The 17,377-nt window shown below is 43.5% G+C and carries 15 protein-coding genes and 1 tRNA gene; 4 read left to right on the forward strand and 12 right to left on the reverse strand.

Annotated features, from left to right (window positions below; translation table 11 throughout):
- Window positions 1-136: 136 nt before the first annotated feature.
- From lptC to BIY37_RS09420, 4 genes are all read left to right on the forward strand, one after another.
- Window positions 137-2,119 carry an LPS export ABC transporter periplasmic protein LptC gene (lptC, locus tag BIY37_RS09400; protein ID WP_070067586.1) on the forward strand — a complete coding sequence of 661 codons (1,983 nt, stop codon included), beginning with the start codon at window positions 137-139 and terminating at the stop codon, window positions 2,117-2,119.
- A 4-nt stretch (window positions 2,120-2,123) separates the two neighbouring features.
- The gene (locus tag BIY37_RS09405) at window positions 2,124-4,016 is read left to right on the forward strand and encodes a HEAT repeat domain-containing protein (RefSeq protein ID WP_070067587.1); all 1,893 of its coding nucleotides are present in this window, start codon (window positions 2,124-2,126) and stop codon (window positions 4,014-4,016) included.
- A gap of 468 nt (window positions 4,017-4,484) precedes the next feature.
- A complete protein-coding gene (cobA, locus tag BIY37_RS09415) occupies window positions 4,485-6,020 on the forward strand; it encodes a uroporphyrinogen-III C-methyltransferase (RefSeq protein WP_070067589.1) in 1,536 nt (511 codons plus the stop codon).
- Window positions 6,021-6,317: 297 nt separating this feature from the next.
- Entirely contained in the window at window positions 6,318-6,770 is a 453-nt protein-coding gene (locus tag BIY37_RS09420; protein WP_070067590.1) for a 4Fe-4S dicluster domain-containing protein, read from the forward strand.
- A gap of 404 nt (window positions 6,771-7,174) precedes the next feature.
- Here the strand turns inward: BIY37_RS09420 and BIY37_RS09425 are convergent, their stop codons facing one another.
- From BIY37_RS09425 to BIY37_RS09480, 12 genes are all read right to left on the reverse strand, one after another.
- Complete coding sequence (locus tag BIY37_RS09425; protein WP_070067591.1) at window positions 7,175-7,987, reverse strand: hypothetical protein; 813 nt, start codon at window positions 7,985-7,987, stop codon at window positions 7,175-7,177.
- Between the two features lie 653 nt (window positions 7,988-8,640).
- Complete coding sequence (locus BIY37_RS09430; RefSeq protein ID WP_070067592.1) at window positions 8,641-8,865, reverse strand: Sec-independent protein translocase subunit TatA/TatB; 225 nt, start codon at window positions 8,863-8,865, stop codon at window positions 8,641-8,643.
- A gap of 154 nt (window positions 8,866-9,019) precedes the next feature.
- On the reverse strand, window positions 9,020-10,024 hold the full coding sequence (locus BIY37_RS09435; RefSeq protein ID WP_070067593.1) for an RluA family pseudouridine synthase: 1,005 nt from the start codon (window positions 10,022-10,024) through the stop codon (window positions 9,020-9,022).
- Between the two features lies 1 nt (window position 10,025).
- On the reverse strand, window positions 10,026-10,676 hold the full coding sequence (locus BIY37_RS09440; protein ID WP_070067594.1) for a tetratricopeptide repeat protein: 651 nt from the start codon (window positions 10,674-10,676) through the stop codon (window positions 10,026-10,028).
- Window positions 10,677-10,703: 27 nt separating this feature from the next.
- Window positions 10,704-11,345, reverse strand: coding sequence for a histidinol phosphate phosphatase domain-containing protein (locus BIY37_RS09445; RefSeq protein ID WP_070067595.1), 642 nt, complete (start codon window positions 11,343-11,345; stop codon window positions 10,704-10,706).
- A gap of 30 nt (window positions 11,346-11,375) precedes the next feature.
- A tRNA-Arg gene (locus tag BIY37_RS09450) sits at window positions 11,376-11,449 on the reverse strand.
- Between the two features lie 200 nt (window positions 11,450-11,649).
- On the reverse strand, window positions 11,650-11,910 hold the full coding sequence (locus BIY37_RS09455; protein WP_080324989.1) for a YkgJ family cysteine cluster protein: 261 nt from the start codon (window positions 11,908-11,910) through the stop codon (window positions 11,650-11,652).
- A gap of 12 nt (window positions 11,911-11,922) precedes the next feature.
- Entirely contained in the window at window positions 11,923-12,408 is a 486-nt protein-coding gene (locus BIY37_RS09460; RefSeq protein ID WP_179129356.1) for a pyridoxamine 5'-phosphate oxidase family protein, read from the reverse strand.
- 219 nt (window positions 12,409-12,627) lie between these two features.
- On the reverse strand, window positions 12,628-14,541 hold the full coding sequence (locus tag BIY37_RS09465; RefSeq protein WP_070067597.1) for an SWIM zinc finger family protein: 1,914 nt from the start codon (window positions 14,539-14,541) through the stop codon (window positions 12,628-12,630).
- Window positions 14,542-14,779: 238 nt separating this feature from the next.
- Window positions 14,780-15,532, reverse strand: a complete 753-nt coding sequence (locus BIY37_RS09470) for a thiamine pyrophosphate-dependent enzyme (RefSeq protein ID WP_070067598.1) — start codon at window positions 15,530-15,532, stop codon at window positions 14,780-14,782.
- Window positions 15,522-16,535, reverse strand: a complete 1,014-nt coding sequence (locus BIY37_RS09475; protein WP_080324990.1) for a thiamine pyrophosphate-binding protein — start codon at window positions 16,533-16,535, stop codon at window positions 15,522-15,524. Before BIY37_RS09475 ends, BIY37_RS09470 begins: the two co-directional genes overlap by 11 nt.
- Window positions 16,507-16,740, reverse strand: coding sequence for a 4Fe-4S dicluster domain-containing protein (locus BIY37_RS09480; RefSeq protein WP_070067599.1), 234 nt, complete (start codon window positions 16,738-16,740; stop codon window positions 16,507-16,509). The genes BIY37_RS09475 and BIY37_RS09480 overlap by 29 nt, the downstream gene beginning before the upstream one ends.
- Between the last annotated feature and the right edge of the window lie 637 nt (window positions 16,741-17,377).

Below are 17,377 nucleotides of genomic sequence, written 5' to 3' on the forward strand. Positions count from 1 at the left end.
ATAATGTTGACTTGTAGGGGCAGGTTTCAAACCTGCCCCTACACTGCATGTAATAGCCGGTTTTTATTGGAAATTTTCAAAAAACTAAATTGTTACGAATTTTAAAGTGAAAACTATTCTTATTTTTTAGACGGTTATGACCACACGAAGATACATACTTATCGGTATTCCTATCGCTTGTATACTCTCCATCATTGTGTCGATAGTTATATCCAAGCCAAAAGGCGAACTGAAGAGCGCAAAGAGAAATACCCCTTCTGCCAGACAACTGCAGAATGTTTCTGGAAATAGCAAAGATACCGTAACACAAACGGTGCAGGGTTTAACCATGCCGAGCTACGACGAGCAGGGGAAAGAGGTCATAATTATGCGTGGAGAGAATACCATCCTCCTAAATGATAATGTCTACAAAATCATTTCCCCGGAAATTGAGGTAACTGACTCTGCCAATACAGGAGATGGAACACAATCTGTTTTCATTACATCAGAAAATGGAGAGATGAATAAGACCTCCGAAGAAGGCTATCTCTCTGATAATGTAGTCATACATTTCGATCCTGATACCCGGCTCAACACGGATAGCCTGCGGTATTTACCGGAAAAAAAGCTTGTTTGTACGGACGAACCCGTTACCATTTATGGGAAAGGCACAAAAATTGTTGGACAAGGTTGCGAAATAGACCTTGTTAATAAGAAGATGTGGATCAAAAAAGATGCAGAAATGGAAATGGATGGGATCAAAAACGATCTTTTTTTTCTGTCCAAGGATAGTGCTCTGCAAAATACGCAAACTCCTGACGACAACACCGTTCTTCCGGAAGAGGCCGGTACGAAAGAAACTTCTTCAGAAAAGACTTATATCCGGTCGAGTGGGCAGCTCATATTTGACAAACAGCCCGATAGCAATATCATGACCTTCAATGACCATGTCGAGTTAAAAAAGGGTAGTTCAACCGTTTTTTCTGACAAGCTCGTCATCTTTCTCGACCCTCAGACGAAACAAACAAAGCAGGCAATCGCCAGCGGAAATGTGCTCGCATCACAAGGAACAAAAATCGCTAAAGGGAGTTCTCTGACCTGGGATGTCGATACCCAGAGCGCTACCCTGGAAGACACCCAAAAGGCAGAATTTGTAAAAGACGATCTCAATATAGACGCGCAGAAAATAATTTTTTACAAAGATACGGGAAAAATAGACATTCCAAGTCCCGGAAGTTTAAAAACAAAGATCAGAGAAAAGAATGGAAAAAAAAGATCCACCGCCGGAACAGGCAAAGCAAACAATAATGTTACCGTAACATGGGAAGGGAAAATGAATTTCCTGGATAACGCACGGGAGGCCAGTTTCGAAAAGAATATTGAAGTTCAAAGAGAAGATTCCACCCTGCTTTGCGACAATCTGAATGTGACGTTTAACGGTCGCGATTATGATATACAATCGTTAAAGGCCACAGAAAAAATCCATATAATCGACAGAAGGGACAACCTGTTCAGCGAAGCCGTCGGAGACCGTGCCACCTGGGATGCAAAAAACAAAGTCACCGTCCTGCGAGGGCAACCCTTTGCCCTGTTGAGAGAGGGAAATAAACGACAAATCCTTGCTCCGAAAGTTTTGTTTTATGAAGATGGGAAAACGGTATTATGTGAAGGCAAGGGAAGTTTATATGAACGGGGAGAAGAAAAACCCCTCAATCAAAGTGCGGAGGAAACTGACCTAAAAGTCAATTGGACAAAAAAGATGCTTTATCATGATACCCTAAAAAAAGCGAGTTTTTTTGAAGAGGCAGAAGCTACACGGGGCGGGCAAAAATTACAGGGGGACCAGATTGACGCCTACCTAGGCAACGACCAGAATATCGACAAGATTATCGCCACAGGCAATGTCTATTTTTTCAGTAAAAGGCTAGAAAACAGCGAGGGATTTGGATCGCTGTTCACCTGGGATCTCGTCAAGAGTATCGCCGTACTAACTGGTAACCCGAAAGCGGAATTACGAAAGGGAGGTTCGCGGACATTTTCTGAAACGGTCTATTTTGACTTGGCAGGGAACCGGGTAACTTGGGAAGGCAGACCTCACTGGCAAATCATAAGCAATGAAATAACAAGTTCAAAGAAATAATGATATGTACCATTTTCTAGTTGTTATAACGCTCCTGTACAAAAAACTCTTTTTTATACAAGTTTTTAACAAGCCGTTTAACTCCTCTCGTTTAAGAACGATTTGGTTGCAGCTTTGCTTCGTTGCAGCATTTCTGTTAACATCCCCGTATTTCCCTGTTTTTGCGGAAGACACAAAACAGGTTGAAATCTTTGCATACCATGGCGTGCTGGAGGACGTTCCGGAAAATACCTTTGCTGCATTACGGCGTGTTGCGGAGTTGGGTATCGATGGTATTGCCGTTGATATCCGGCAAACGAAGGATAACCAGCTTATTCTGATGTGCGATGAAACGATCGACAGGACGACAGATGGAAAAGGATTCGTTGATCAGCTATTATATGCTGAAATACAACAATATGATGCTGGTTCGTGGCGTGGTTCTGAGTTTCGGAAAGAACGGGTTCCTCTCCTTTCTGACGCCCTGAGATTCTGTAAAATAAACGACCTCAAGATGATTCTGAATGTAAAACAGACCTGTTTGGGAAGTCAGGTACTAAATCTTATCAGAGAAAGCGGAATGTCTTCAAAAGTTTATTTGTGGGGAATGCTGAGAAATTTACCCATGGGGGATACAGAATTTGAGACAAAAGAGCTAATGTTTTTACCTATGGAAGAAATGACAAAAGAAAAAATTGATCGTATCCACGAAGAAAAAAAATACGCGTTTTCGATTATCTTAGGAAACGATAGCAGAAAGACGATAAAAGATAGAATCAAAATGGGCGTGGATGTAGTTATGGTCGATTATCCATGCGTTGCCATGGATGTTTTGAACTACAAAGGCCAGGCAATCGTCGACAAGAAACCAAAAAGTCAGGAAAAAAACATTCCCCGGCAGGAAGATAAGAACAATGCCGCATACATTCAGGAACAAGTAAAAACCCTGATAAAAACCATCAAAGATGCGGATTATGACAAGGCAAGAACTGCTGCAATAGCATTGATGGTATTGCCACAGAGATACACGACACCTTCACTCGTAAAGCTTCTCAAAGATAGCAACCCGCAGATAAAGCAACATGCTGCCTGGGCACTCGGATTTTGCGGTGATATCAGTGTGTCCATGAGCATAGAATCCCTTCTGAAAGACAAAAATACTGCAGTACGGCGGGAAGCAGTTCTTGCACTGAAAAGGCTTAACGCTTCACAGCTGGTTCCTGCACTTCTCGAAGTATTTAAGAATGAAACCGATCTGGGAGTTAAATATGACATTGCAAGGACGCTGGGAACACTTGGAGACCAGGGCGCTGTTTATCCCATTATAAAGCTTCTCGCAAAAGAGCGTAGCTGGTATGTCAAAGGTGGCTGTATCGAAGCGTTGGGAAACATTGGCAGCGATCAAGCAATGAACACCCTTGCCAAAATCCTGATTACTGATGCCGGGGAGGATGCAGCATGGACACGTACGAAGGCTGCATGGGGATTAGCTGCAATCGGGCAAAAATCTATCCCGTTGTTGATAAAAGCCCTGGATGACAAAGAAGAAGGAACGAGGCGAAGAGCTGGATGGGCGCTGATAAAGATTGGGCATCCTGCAGTGCTGGCGCTAGTAAGTTCATTGCACGAAATTAAGAAGGAAACACGTGAACGTGCTGCACAATGCCTTGGATGGATTGGCGATGAAAGTGCGGTTGCTGCACTCGTATGGGCGCTAAGGGATAAAGAATCTTCCGTAGTAAGTTCCGCGGCATGGGCTTTAGGCAGAATTGGCAGTCCTAAAGCACTTACTGCACTCCAGTGGCTGGTTAATAATGATACTATCGATGTCCGGGAAAATGCGGCTGAGGCCATAGAGAGAATCATGTTAAATAAAGAAAAAATGGCATATCAACAAGAACATCCGCAAAGACCGTAGCGCTGAAGATCTTTTAATAAACCCCCTGATTACCGGCAAACAATCTTCTGTATCTCCTCTTTTTAGGGAAGATTTCTCCGCCCCCCGGCTGGCGAACAAGTAAGCGAATGGAAAAGCATGAATAAAAATCCGGCAGTCTTAAACGAGAATATCTCTGGTCCGAACATGGTAGAAAAGATGACAGCGCAGACGCAACCAGGCCACCCTAACCGTGGGAAGACGAAGATAGATGTAAAATACTTACATGCACAAGGAATTTTTACAGACGGTATCTATAAAACATCATTGATTAATACAGAAATTTTCAATATTATTTTGTATACAATATTTTACCTTCCCTGATTTTCCTCCCTGTAAAAGAGTGGAATTCGGGAGCAGGTACTTTGATTGTGGCTCTGCCACATTGTGTTCATTTGCATCCAAATGAAGACCAATACCACCAATTAAGCTTGAAAGGTTTATGTTTTCATGAAACGCAACCTGGTATACCTTGTGGGTGCCGGTCCGGGCGACCCACGACTTATCACCGTAAAAGGCCTGGAGTGTATCAAAAAAGCTGATGTTATTATTTACGACTATCTGGTAAATGTAGACCTACTCAAAGTTGCCAAGCAGACTGCAGAATTCATCTATGTTGGCAAACAGGGAGGCGCGCATACCATGGAACAGGAAGACATTAATAACCTGATCGTAAAAAAGGCCAGGGAAGATAAAATTGTAACCCGGTTAAAGGGCGGTGACCCATATATCTTTGGGCGTGGCGGGGAGGAGGCAATCGTGCTTTACGAAAACCGTGTCCCTTTTGAGGTAGTTCCCGGCATCACTGCGGCCGTTGCAACCCCTAATTACGCTGGTATTCCGGTTACTCATCGTGATTTTACCTCAACCTTTGGGCTGATCACCGGTCATGAAGATCCCACGAAAGACGAAAGTTCTATTGATTGGGCAAAGATCAGTACCGGAATTGGCACCCTTGCCTTTTACATGGGGATTAAAAACCTTCCGTATATTACCGAACAGCTTATAAAACATGGTCGTTCTAAAGATACTCCCGTTGCCGTCATCCGGTGGGGAACCACACCACAGCAAAAAACGGTAATAGGGACGCTAGATACAATCGTACAAAAAGCCAAAGATATAAAGCCACCGGCAATTACCATCGTCGGCGAAGTAGTAAAGCTACGGGAACAGCTCAACTGGTTTGAGTCCAAACCATTATTCGGAAAGACGATCGTTGTAACCCGTTCAAGGGAGCAGGCCAGCGAGTTTGCTGATCAGCTTTATGAACTTGGTGCGCAGGTCATTGAATTTCCCACCATAGAGATTTCGAAACCAGACGCCATACAACCCCTGGACGAAGCGATAAACAACCTCCAGTCTTACAATTGGCTTGTCTTTACCAGTATCAATGGTGTGGATGCTTTCTTTCAACGCCTGTTTGAACTGGGGAAGGATATTCGTGACCTGAAAGGCCTCAAGGTCTGCGCCATTGGTCCGGCAACAGAGGACGGCATTAAAAAGTACTACATAAAGGTCGATTGCAGACCACCAAAATTTGTTGCAGAATCTGTAGTAGAGGAGTTAAAGAAGTTGACAACGATCAAGGGTGAAAAATTCTTGCTGCCACGGGCAGATATTGCCAGAAGTTTTTTGCCTGAGGAACTGCAAAAATTAGGGGGAAAGGTAACTGACCTGGTGGCCTATAAGACCATTATGGCGCAACCCAGGAACGTTAATCTTGCTGATAAAATCAGAAATGGAGAAATCGATATTATTACGTTTACCAGTTCATCAACCGTAAGGAATTTTGCGGAGCTCATTGGAAAAAGGGATCTTTTGGCATTGAATGGAAATGTCAAGTTTGCCAGCATTGGTCCAATTACAACACAAACCGCTGAGGAGATGGGACTCCGTGTCACCATTAAGGCAAATGAATACACCATCCCCGGTCTTATAAGTGCTATTCTGGAAAACGTTGCCGCTTCACCTGTAGAAAAATCTTAAATGTTATGTCTTTTGTAGCAAATTATTTTTTTTAAAAGCAGGGACAAAGCATTTACCTGATTGATTATGGATGTGTTTATGACAATTATAGCATATGCTGCTCCTTTACACGGTGCAACAAGCATCGCTATCATTGAGGTTCTTTAAAAAATTAATTTGTTACTGTCTTTTTCGTTGCGACTTGATGCAGTATAATATAAAATTCAGATATTTGAGTTGTTGCTAATCAACTGCTTTTTCAACAACCACGGAAACAAGGTGGAATTTTAATACAGTAAACTTCGGGAGAATCTACACATGTTAAAAAAGAAATTTATAAAAGATAAATGCATAACCTGCAAACAATGTATGATAGAGTGCGGCGTGCGACATTCAGTATCTCAAAATATCTTCGAATCTTTTGCAGAAACCCCCGCGCCCCGTTATCGATTGCAAGTATCGATAAAAAAAGATAAACCACATATGACAGTATGCCAGAATTGTGCAAAACCCAAGTGTATGGCAGCCTGTGAATACGGCGCTATCACAAAATACGAAGATGGGAACGTGGTCATTGACACAAAGAAATGTGTTGGGTGCTGGGCATGTGTGACGGAATGTCCTTTTGGGGCCATTACGAAGGACGCCGAACTTAATTTTGCCTTTAATTGTGATGACTGCAAGGATTTTGACACAATGGCATGTGTAGAAGCTTGTAAAACCGGGGCGCTCGAATATACGGAGAAACACGCCAAATGTCAATCGGTGTGAATGTCTGGAGAGATGAAATCATACTTTTTGACCGCAAGCCGGAGCAAGAAATTTAAAGCATTTCCTCTTTTAAAACCTGGATTAACTCTTTGAAAAATATACCTGAAAATACTGATATTTATAGAAAGACGGTCTTTATAACGGTGACATTACAGGAATAGCGTTATCTCTCCTTTGTGCTGGGTAAGCTATGCGGGCCATCCTTAAAACTGTAAATTCCGATAACTCGCGTTGGCTCGGGTGCTCTTGAAGAGTGCTGTAAATTTAACATGCAGTAACTAAAAAGATCACAGATGTGGAGCAGCCTCTGCAAAGGTTAAATGCGTCTCACCCTCAAAACCCACGATATTTCCCTAAAGAAATACCTCTCTTTTCAGTGGTTTCCAGCATCCGGCAGACAGTTACTATTTTTTCATTTCCCCTGTGCCTTTTTTGAGCCCTTCTTCCGCGGTTTGACCAACATCCTGTACTGATGCACCCATTGCTCCTCCAGGCACAGACGCCATGGTTTGATCAACATCGACTTTCCATTGTCCATCCTCCTTTACCAGAATGGTCTGCATCTGGGCTTCGGATGTAGTCGTCCCACGATACGGTTGTATAGCAGTTTTAATGATTGCCTTGGTGTCTTCCACCATAACTTCACCAAAGGTTATCTTGCCGTCGGTAATGGCATCATTATCTTTTATCCGTAATTTATCCCCACTCTCTTTCGTTGTATGCGACTTTACCGATTGAATATCTTTTGCATTCATCGCATCCCAGAATCCCTTTGCAACAGTCAACGGAGATTCAGCATTTTCTCTATGTTGAACTTCAGTTTCTTGTGTACCGGATGATCTACTGCTATCAGCAGCAGACTCTTCCATTTTAACAGGTATCTCTTTCTCAGCCGAAGGGACAATATCCGGAGTTTTTGCGGACGTACTAAGACTGGTAATCCGTTCATTCAAATCCCTGATACTTGCTTCTAATCCATCAATCTTTTTTCGACTAATGATATTGGATGTCTTTGCCTCCTCCATCTCGTTGTGGAGTACATTTGCATCATTTACAACGAGGTTAATCTTGCCGGATAAATCGTCAGTCCTCTTTTCTAATGACTTGATTTCTACACTATGCTTCTGTACCTGTTCATGATAAGAGGTAGAACAGCCAAAAAGAAACAACATTGGGAAACAAACGTATTTCAAAAAGCATTTCTTTCTGTTAGACATGAAATTGCCCCCTTTTATAATAATTCATACCGCGTTTAAAAATTTTTATCTGGTAATTTATGTGTCATCAAAATGTACTTCATTTACGAAAATATATGCCAGCATAATAACACTTTGCGTATCCATGTCAACAGTTTTATTTATTGTATCGCTAAAATTGATTTGAATTCTTTGCGAAATGATGCTAAGCATTCCAAAAGAAAAAAGCCACCCGGATTACGAGTGGCTTTTTGATTTAAGGCCAAAGCAAATATGTGTGGCTTTTATCTGAAAGCAGATGCCGGCCGCCAGTGGCTAAACATGTTATGATTTATTTATATCGCCCCACCCTTCTCCCCTTGCATCCCATCTTTCCATGATTTGCACGTTTGCTGCGCCATGTTAATCTTTGTCTTCTTTTGTCTCTCATGATGAATTACCCTTCTTTAATAAATTAGGCTGCCTTTGGCAGCGACTTCAAAGAGCTCCCCTCTATTGAGAGGACCAGCATCCCGCTTGTTCTGATGTTGTCAATCGGGGATGGCTGACCGATCTATGGGCTTGGGGTGTGTTTTCAGCATTTCACACACCTCTATATCCCCTCTTTCTAAAGAGGACTCAAAAGATTGAAATTCTCTTATAGTAAAATAGGCTTCAGTAAAACTGTTCTTAGTTTACTTTGTTTCCTGTTTGGTGACGTCTTTCTCTGTATCTATCTTCTTCTGTGCAGACTTACCACTCGCTTCTTCAACATCGTCTTCGACTCCCTTGACGCCTTTCTTGAACTCAACAATGCCCCGCCCCAGGGATTTCATTACCTCAGGGAGTCTTTTGCCGAAGATCAGTAGCGCCACAATCAGGATGATAAGCCATTCCCAACCGCCTGGCATACTAAACATATTCATGCCTCCTTATATAAAATTCCCGAAACAGACAAATTATATCAACAGACTCATGAAAATCAAAGGATTTGTTTTGAGGAAAGTAAACGTTTACAGGTAGTGCTTAAGACCTGTTGTCAGCCGGTCTATAGTTCTTGATTCAAAACTACGGTCAATTGCTGCCGTTTTTGTATGGCCTTATCTCCCTCAACGTTTTTACGAGACAGGATATATCCTCAGGCAGGTCTGCCTGAAATTCCATTTTTTTATTCTGTATGGGATGAAAAAATTCAATCCTGTGTGCATGAAGAGCCTGTCTCTCGATGATTGGAACTTCGCAGGTTTCCTTTTCCTTTTCCAGCAAGTCAGAAAGATAACATGCTTCGTGGTTGCTGTACATAAAGTCGGCAACGACCGGATGTCCAATTGACCGCATGTGTACGCGAATTTGGTGTGTTCGCCCCGTTTTGGGCATTATTCTTACCAAGGTATAGCCGCGAAAACGCTCTATCACCTCGTAGACGGATACCGCTTCTTTCCCAATATCACGCCGTACCGCCATTTTTTGGCGATCGCTCTTGTGCCTTCCAATTGGTAAATAAATCTCGTCAGAATCAAACCTGACTTCTCCCTCTACGACGGCAACATATTCCTTTTTGATATGTCTTTTTTCAAATTGCATGGCAATTTGTGAATGAACGGCGTCACTTTTGATCACCAGCATAATCCCGCTCGTATCTCTGTCTAGCCGATGCACAATACCTGCCTTTAATGGTCCGTTGACCTGAGAAAGGTTTTGACAGTGGAAGGCTACTGCATTAACAAGTGTCCCGGATGGATGACCGCCCGCAGGATGGACAACCATGTCATACGGTTTATTGATAAGCATCAAATAGTCGTCCTCGTAAACGATATGCAAGGGAATGTTCTCTGGGACGATCCTGCTTTCTTCGAGTACCGGCACATGGACAGAAATGCAATCACCCTTTTGGATATCATAACTGCTCTTAATCGTGCGACCATTGACCAGCACAGCCCCTTCCTTTATCAACTTTTGAATAAATGTCCTTGAATAATCAGAAAGACGCGCTGCCAGGTATCGGTCAATCCTTTTGTCGTCAAACACCTTCTTTATTTCAAAAGTTACCTCTTTTACCTGTGAAACATCCGGTTGCATATTATTGGATCGCTGATAAACGGTACTGCGCCATAGTTGCCCAGTTGCTGTTCGGTGAGAGTTCTATCGTTTGTGTGTATGAGCGGATGGCATCACTCACTTGACCCAGCTTTTCATAACAACGTCCTGCATCCCAGTTTCCCTCGGTGACAAGGAAATTGTTACCATACGCTAAAATATCCTCGAACTGCTTAACAGCCTCCTGGAAGAGCCCTTTTTCTTCGTAAGCATATCCTAAAGACTGTTTTACAAGAATATAAAGGGGATGACTGCCATATCGAGCTAAAAAATCCTGATACGCACGGATGGCTTCGTCATAATTTTTCAGACGATAATAAACATTTCCTAATTGAAATACAACCCACGGTGCAGCGCTGGAAGAAGGCAGATTGTCTTTCATATATTTGTAAGCATCAGCCGTTGTGCTTAATGCGGCAGTTCTATCCTTTTCACTTCTCCCTTGTTGTACTGCCGTTGCCAGGTCATCATTGATCTTCCAAAGATTTTGCCATGCAAACTCATTCTTTTTTGCCCTTTGGCTAACAAAAAAAGCAGACGCACCACCAGTAGCGATAGCAATAATAACACCTGTTATTATATAAATTTTATATTTTTCCAGCGCTTTTAATACGTTTACAGCAGTTTCTTTCATGTTTGCCCTTCTTTCAAGGTATCATATTTATAAACCAATTAATAATTCCGCCTCTTTAAACATTTCCTGAATATCATCCTCCTCCAGACCTGCCCCGCGAGCAATGAATTCAGCGCGACTCCGGTCTAACAAATCATCAGGCGTATGGGAATCCGAGCCAAAAACAAGTTTTGCGCCGATCTTTTTTGCAACTTTAGCAACATGGCCATTTGCATAAGCGTGCCCTTTCCTTCCGGAGATTTCCAGTCGCACCCCATTCTTCGCAGCAAGCTTTGTATCATCCTCCGTAATGATGCCTGGATGCACCAGGATATCGGCGCCAGCCTCAATAGCTGCCCGATTTGTTCCCGGAAGCACGGGCTCAGTAATGGTCTCGCCATGCACCAGCACAAGATAAGCTCCCAGTTCTTTTGCCCGTTTCACCATGGATTTTATATGTTCAGGACGAAGGTGGGTCAATTCCACTCCACCAAACACCTTAATCCTTGAAACAGCAGATATCTCCCTGCATGCCTTTAAAACATTCGGTATTACCATATCGATATTGGAGTAATCAACATGATCTGTTATTACCAGCCCGCGGAAACCCTTTGCCTCACAACGCCGGATTAATTCAGCCGGTAAAAGCACTCCATCGGAAAACAACGTATGTGTGTGTAAATCAATCATTGACAAAAACGCCGGGAAAACTATTTTTAATGCGCCCGAGACGATTTGAACGTCTGACCTACGGTTTAGGAAACCGTTGCTCTATCCAGCTGAGCTACGGGCGCATTGGATCACCGTAAAGAGTATTCAAATAGGAAGACCAAAACAGATTAAAAAGCTAGATTATAGCCTTAAGACAGAAAAAATCAACATCATTAAACAAAATGTTTCATTGACAATTGGATGAACGATGTGCTTGTGGGCAAATTTCGCCCGCATCCATGATCCTAAAGCGGTGCATTCTGGAAATCAGCTCTTAATAGTGTCAAGAGAAAGGAGCGGTGCATCGTTCGAGAAATTCCAGATATGCGTACGCTTCATCGGAGGTTCGTCCGCACATCTCTTCCAGTGGCCGCAGGCTCAGGCAAACAGCCGGTCTTTCCGGCTTGCCAAAGATAAGGCAACGGTTATCCGGACTGAGTTGCAGACAACGGACACCGGCAGGTTTTCCGTCTGGCATGCCGGGAATGGGAGACGAAATCGATAACGCAATACAACATGCCCCGCAACCAACTCTGCAGTTCACGTGATACCCATCCTATCTTCCCCATTTACCCTGAATTTCAATAACATCTAATCTCAAAATCCCCAAGTTGCGGTAAACCATGTCATTCGACAGAGATTCTCGCCTTATTTTATCAGGGTTGTCCTCCAGGTGTTTTAAGAGGATATCCATCCCATATTTCTTTTCTTCTAAGGATTCTACGAAAAACATGTTTCCCCGGATAATAACCGACCGGAATTCATGTGCGCATTCATTCATGATGTATCCTCTGTCTTCGATGATCGTAGCGCATACCTGCGGGTTTCCGAGAATGAAATCTGCCTTCATACCTCTGCGTCTGCTGTGGAAATAGAAGACATTTTTGCTTTCATCGTAACCATAGCTGAGTGTAACAATATAGGGTTCCCCGTTTCTGCACAACGCAAGGGTCAGGTATTTTCCCTTCTTTATAATTCTCAGCAACTCCGCCTGATCCCGGATTGCCCTTTCCTTTTTTTGCAGATGATATCGTGGCATCATGTTTCAGGCCTTTGAATTCCTTATTCACGAAATTCCCGTAAGAGAACAAGCACGTAGCTTTTTCAGTAAAAAATGCACCGTAACCCAACCGGAGCATATCGGAAAGAACAAATCCGTAGTACAAACATTATGAATCCGCCCTGTCAGAATTTAAAACTCTGACGGGGTTAATTTTGTTCATGTTTTTGCGAAGGGCGTTAAACTCATCTTTGAAAGACACTATATAATCTTTTCTCCGGTAAGAGTACGTAAACTTTGGATAAATCGTATTTTCTTTTTGTTGGTTTCTCTCAAACCGGACACATAGGATTCCCAGTCCTTTGTCCGACGGCTCTTTTGATAGATGTCACGCGCCTGTTTCAAATAGCCCACAGCCGTTTCGTAAGCAGAAGGCTTTGTTAACGCAATCTGGTTTTCCGCCAAGGCGCACCATATCTTTAGCGCCTCATCAGGGTACTTCTCCGCAATAGCACTGGCAACCCGGGCATCTTTCTCGGAAAACCAACGATTCTTACTGCAAGACCGCCTGTACCAATGTAATACTTTGTCAGCGTCTTTCTCATTGTCTGCTATATCTATCAATACTTCATACGCCGGAAACCTTTCATAAGGATTTTTTTTGGCCTTTTGCAGGGTCTTGAAATTATCCTGAGCGCCCACGTTTCCCGTTTCCAAAAACGTTAGCGCCCACTCCCTGACCGCAGTCTTGCTTTTCGTGTTGACCGCCGCTTCCAGGAGTTTGCTGTAATTGCTCAGGCAGGGAGAATCTAAAAATTCTTCCTGTCGTAGGGATACGACCGCATCATAGTCACCGTTCTTTTCCGCAAGGTTTGCGATATGTTCCCTCAGGGTACCGGCAATTCCCGGGTACTTTTGGCCAACCTGTCTAATGCCATTTTCTGCTGCCCGCCTGGCCTCATCATATTTTTTTGCCCCAATTAACCGCTCAACATACCGTACCCAGCTACCAGTAATTCCCGCCTCTTTTTCACAGAGGGGGAGTATTTCTTCGTTCCTGCCAGATTTTGCAAAGGCAGAGATAAGAAAATTGGAAATGCGGTCTCTCCGATAATTGCTGTTAAACTCGTTGTTAAAATTCTTTGAGAACGATAAATTGGCAAGCCTGCCGGATAAATCATCCGCCACCGCAGACCATGCTGCTTTGTCACGTATTGATTCCAAAATTTCGTACGTATTACCGCACAGATCGTAGTCATCCTGTAACTCTGCTTCTATGAGAAACATAATTTTACTGACGTTTGGCCACCCACACCTTGTAACTGCTTTAAATCCGATTTCCAGACATTCTGAAATTTGCGAAGCGGAATCACCTTCATCATCGCAGATTTCGACGTAAGAACTCCCTTTTTCCAGCAGTTCTCGGGCAATAGCAATAACAGCATCGTAATAACCCTGGTCAAAAAGAGTTATCATCATAGAATTCACCCTGCTAAAATCTGCATTGTTTCCCTCGTCTGACCAATGGTTATGCCAAGCCGGTTCTGATGTAATGTTGTCGATCTCCTGGCGTATGCTGGAAACAAGTTTATTTATCTTGCCCCCTGCCAACCGTGCGCTGTCTAAAAGTTCTGCATGCACCTCCGGATACCTGTTTGCAAGCCTTGTCAATAATTTAATCAGGAATTCCTTGTCATGCTGGTCGAGAAACTTTGTAATATCATTGTCCTGGCTTGGTTTTGCGGAAGATTTTTTTAATCGGGTTTGGGTATCTCCGGGATCGTCGCAGTCGTCTTCCCCGTACCCATCGTCGTCAAGTCCTTTCTTCTTCATGATGTTCGGGTCAGTGGATTGGGCTATTGGTATTTCTCTCTTCTCTTTAATTGCCTGGGAAAATGCCAGTACTGTTGCCACGGCATGTTTGCATCCGGCGCCGTAGGGGCAGGTGCAATCAGATACGATTTCCTTGTGCCGTCCTTGTCCGCGTATCGTAACAAGAGTTGTATATTTATCATTACCAGATACCGTTGCAAGAATCCCTTGGGGAGCAATTCTCAAGTTGGTAACCCTGCCGCGCTTGAAGTAATCTTCTCCTCTTTTCAAGACGCGGCTGCCAACCCAATTCGATACATCATTCCACGTTAATTCTCTCAAGATTTTTTCTGGATTATTCAAAGCTTATCGTTCCTCCACATACGGTATTGATCGTACAGAAAAGGGAAAATATCTGCTGAAAAACAGAAACAACATGCCACTCCGATGGAGCTTGATTGCGGCATAATGGTTTGTCTCTAGCCATATCGCTCCTAACGGAGCTTTTTTTCGATGGTTTTTCAAAATACTAAAGGGTTACCAAAATTTAAATTTAATAGACTCAACACTAGTTGCTGCTCAAGAAATTTTCAATAGATACTCAGGATACGGTCGTGGTTTTTAAAATCCCAATTTCATCTTGTGCCAACTCCTCGGCATAGTCGTTGATCCTGTAAAACTCCTTGTAGTGCAGAAGCATTTCGTTGGAGTTCTTGTAACCCAGACGGCGGCCGTAATTGACGATACACATCGTCCTCGCCTCAACAAAAGAAAATCCCTTGAATTTCAACGCCTCCAGAAAACACTTCTTCATGTGACTCAGGTGATAGGCCGTAGTGCGGGCATAAAAGCAATTATGGTGTTTAAAGAGAGATTGTACATCGGCAGGGTAATCCGGATTGCCATGAGGTGTGGTCAGTGTTTTGGTATTGTGAGGGGTAATAGGGGAGACCTGCCCACCCGTCATGCCGTAAGTTTCGTTTGCATAACAGATAACAGTAATGTTCGTGTTTCGTCGTATAGCATGCAATAAATGGTTGCCACCAATACCGAGCAAATCGCCGTCCCCGCTTACCACAACGACATTCAGGGTATCGTTAGCGTATTTAATACCTTCAGCCACGGGGATTGCCCTGCCATGCGCTGTATGTACCGAGTCCAGATCGAAAAAGCCGGCGCTCCTGCCGGAACAACCAATTCCGGAAACGACAACGGTTCCTTGCTTTGGCAACTCAAGTTCCCCGAACGCCTGGCATATGGTTTTCAGAGCAATTCCATTTCCACAGCCGGGACACCATGGGGTTGGTAGTAAATCAAGTTTCAGGTAACGTTTAAAACGAGTATCATTGCTCATATAATGTTTGCTTTATTTCTTTCGGGTCAATGCGGCCACCTAAGATTGGGATAAACTCCACTTCACGATGGAGCATTCGCTCGATCTCGTAAACATACTGTCCCGTATTCATTTCCATCATGCGAATCCGTTTGTATCGTGGTGCGATTTTTCTGATCTCTTCAACCGCCGGGAACATGCGTATGGGGCGGTACAGTGCGAAATCATTTTTAAAATAATATGCGGCCCGGGAAAGCGCCCCGTAAGAGATAAGGAGCGTGTCTGTTTCCCTGCTGCATTCCAGATATTCAAAATAGTTGTGTCGATGCGCTGTCATCTGCTGCTTTTCACGAAAGCTTGCGATCAACTGCCGGTAATTATTAACATCTGAAGTCTTTAGCACAGAGCCCTTGTGTGATAATCCGGTAAAATGCCGGTTTCCCATGCCTAAAGCCGGACGGCTTCTGGGTGTAATCGTACAATCATAATGAGGAACAATAGTTTCATAAAGGTGACTGATATATCCGTCACTCAGGAGGATTACCGGGCTCATAGATTCTTCAGCGGCATTAAATGCCGCAATGGTGTACCGGAAGAGCTCGAAGACAGAATTGGGATAAAACACAATGGGAAAGTAATCTCCGTGGCTGCCGTGTATGCATTGGATGACGTCTCCCTGGGCTGGAAGGGTGGGCATGCCGGTGCTGGGACCAACCCGTTGGACATTGACAATAACCAGCGGTACTTCCATCATGTGAGCAAGCCCAATGCTCTCCTGCATCAGCGAGAAACCAGGCCCCGATGTTGCAGTCATAGCCTTGAGCCCTGCCAGCGATGCACCGATGACGGCGTTGATGGAGGCGATCTCATCTTCCATTTGCATCGTTTTAATATGCTTCTTATTGACCATCTCGTGAATAATCTCAGAAGCCGGCGTAATAGGGTATCCTGCGAAAAATTGTAAACCAGCGGCCTCTGCTGCCTGTGCGATGGCCTCATTTCCCTGCAACAATTTTTTGGGCATCTATCTCCTCGATCTCAATAGCTATGTCAGGACAATATCGCTGGCACATCCTGCAGGCGATACATCTTTCTAATTCTATTAATTTCTGCTGTCGAATCTCCAGGTTTTTAACCGGACAGAAATTTACACAGATACCGCAGCGTTTGCAGTATTTATGGTTAATGTGTACAATCCCTTTCCGTTTTGGAGCCTTTTCTTCGGGCATGCGACCTTTTTAATCCTCCTGAGATAAAAAGAAAACAGATGTTGAAATATTTGTAACCGCTTAGCTTTTTAAAAAGGGTAGTGCTGGTCGTTCAACGGGGCTCACGGCGGAGTCCCTTGTCTTCGGCTTGTTCCGGGGGTAAAACACCCGCACTACGTTTTTCGTTTTATGCGGATCAGATATAAATAAACGGATCTCTTTAAAAGCCTAAACGTTACATATTCTTGTGTAAAATCCGGTCTTTCAGAATAGTTTAGCACTATTGCTTGTTAAATTCTATGAATATTTTATTAGCGATTATTGAAGAGGGATTTCCATCATTTTAGCGAGAGTTGCCGTTACCGTAAGTCATCGTTCCCGTATCTTTTTTGAGAAGTCAGGGACACAGTACTAGTTATTTTTCGCCAAGTATTGATTTATCCATGATAATGACGGTAATCGCCAAAGGTGAAATGCCTGCATACGGATCTTTGTTTATTTGTCCGTTGCGCCATCAATAGCGCAAACAAAATTGTTTTTTATTTCGCAAGTACAGCAAACGTAACGTAACTATTCAGCGAAACGGATGGTGAGAGAGAATAATTTCTCAGAATAGTTAGGAGCCGATAGGGAAAACGGGCAGACGGGAAAATCCCGA

The organism is Candidatus Brocadia sapporoensis (assembly GCF_001753675.2).
GTDB lineage: Bacteria > Planctomycetota > Brocadiia > Brocadiales > Brocadiaceae > Brocadia > Brocadia sapporoensis.

What these genes read in the sequence shown, in the direction of transcription:
- lptC (WP_070067586.1), top strand. Translation starts at nt 137, where the DNA reads ATGACCACACGAAGATACATACTTATCGGTATTCCTATCGCTTGTATA.
- BIY37_RS09405 (WP_070067587.1), top strand. Translation starts at nt 2,124, where the DNA reads ATGTACCATTTTCTAGTTGTTATAACGCTCCTGTACAAAAAACTCTTT.
- cobA (WP_070067589.1), top strand. Translation starts at nt 4,485, where the DNA reads ATGAAACGCAACCTGGTATACCTTGTGGGTGCCGGTCCGGGCGACCCA.
- BIY37_RS09420 (WP_070067590.1), top strand. Translation starts at nt 6,318, where the DNA reads ATGTTAAAAAAGAAATTTATAAAAGATAAATGCATAACCTGCAAACAA.
- BIY37_RS09425 (WP_070067591.1), bottom strand. Translation starts at nt 7,987, where the DNA reads ATGTCTAACAGAAAGAAATGCTTTTTGAAATACGTTTGTTTCCCAATG.
- BIY37_RS09430 (WP_070067592.1), bottom strand. Translation starts at nt 8,865, where the DNA reads ATGTTTAGTATGCCAGGCGGTTGGGAATGGCTTATCATCCTGATTGTG.
- BIY37_RS09435 (WP_070067593.1), bottom strand. Translation starts at nt 10,024, where the DNA reads ATGCAACCGGATGTTTCACAGGTAAAAGAGGTAACTTTTGAAATAAAG.
- BIY37_RS09440 (WP_070067594.1), bottom strand. Translation starts at nt 10,676, where the DNA reads ATGAAAGAAACTGCTGTAAACGTATTAAAAGCGCTGGAAAAATATAAA.
- BIY37_RS09445 (WP_070067595.1), bottom strand. Translation starts at nt 11,345, where the DNA reads ATGATTGATTTACACACACATACGTTGTTTTCCGATGGAGTGCTTTTA.
- BIY37_RS09460 (WP_179129356.1), bottom strand. Translation starts at nt 12,408, where the DNA reads ATGATGCCACGATATCATCTGCAAAAAAAGGAAAGGGCAATCCGGGAT.
- BIY37_RS09470 (WP_070067598.1), bottom strand. Translation starts at nt 15,532, where the DNA reads ATGAGCAATGATACTCGTTTTAAACGTTACCTGAAACTTGATTTACTA.
- BIY37_RS09475 (WP_080324990.1), bottom strand. Translation starts at nt 16,535, where the DNA reads ATGCCCAAAAAATTGTTGCAGGGAAATGAGGCCATCGCACAGGCAGCA.
- BIY37_RS09480 (WP_070067599.1), bottom strand. Translation starts at nt 16,740, where the DNA reads ATGCCCGAAGAAAAGGCTCCAAAACGGAAAGGGATTGTACACATTAAC.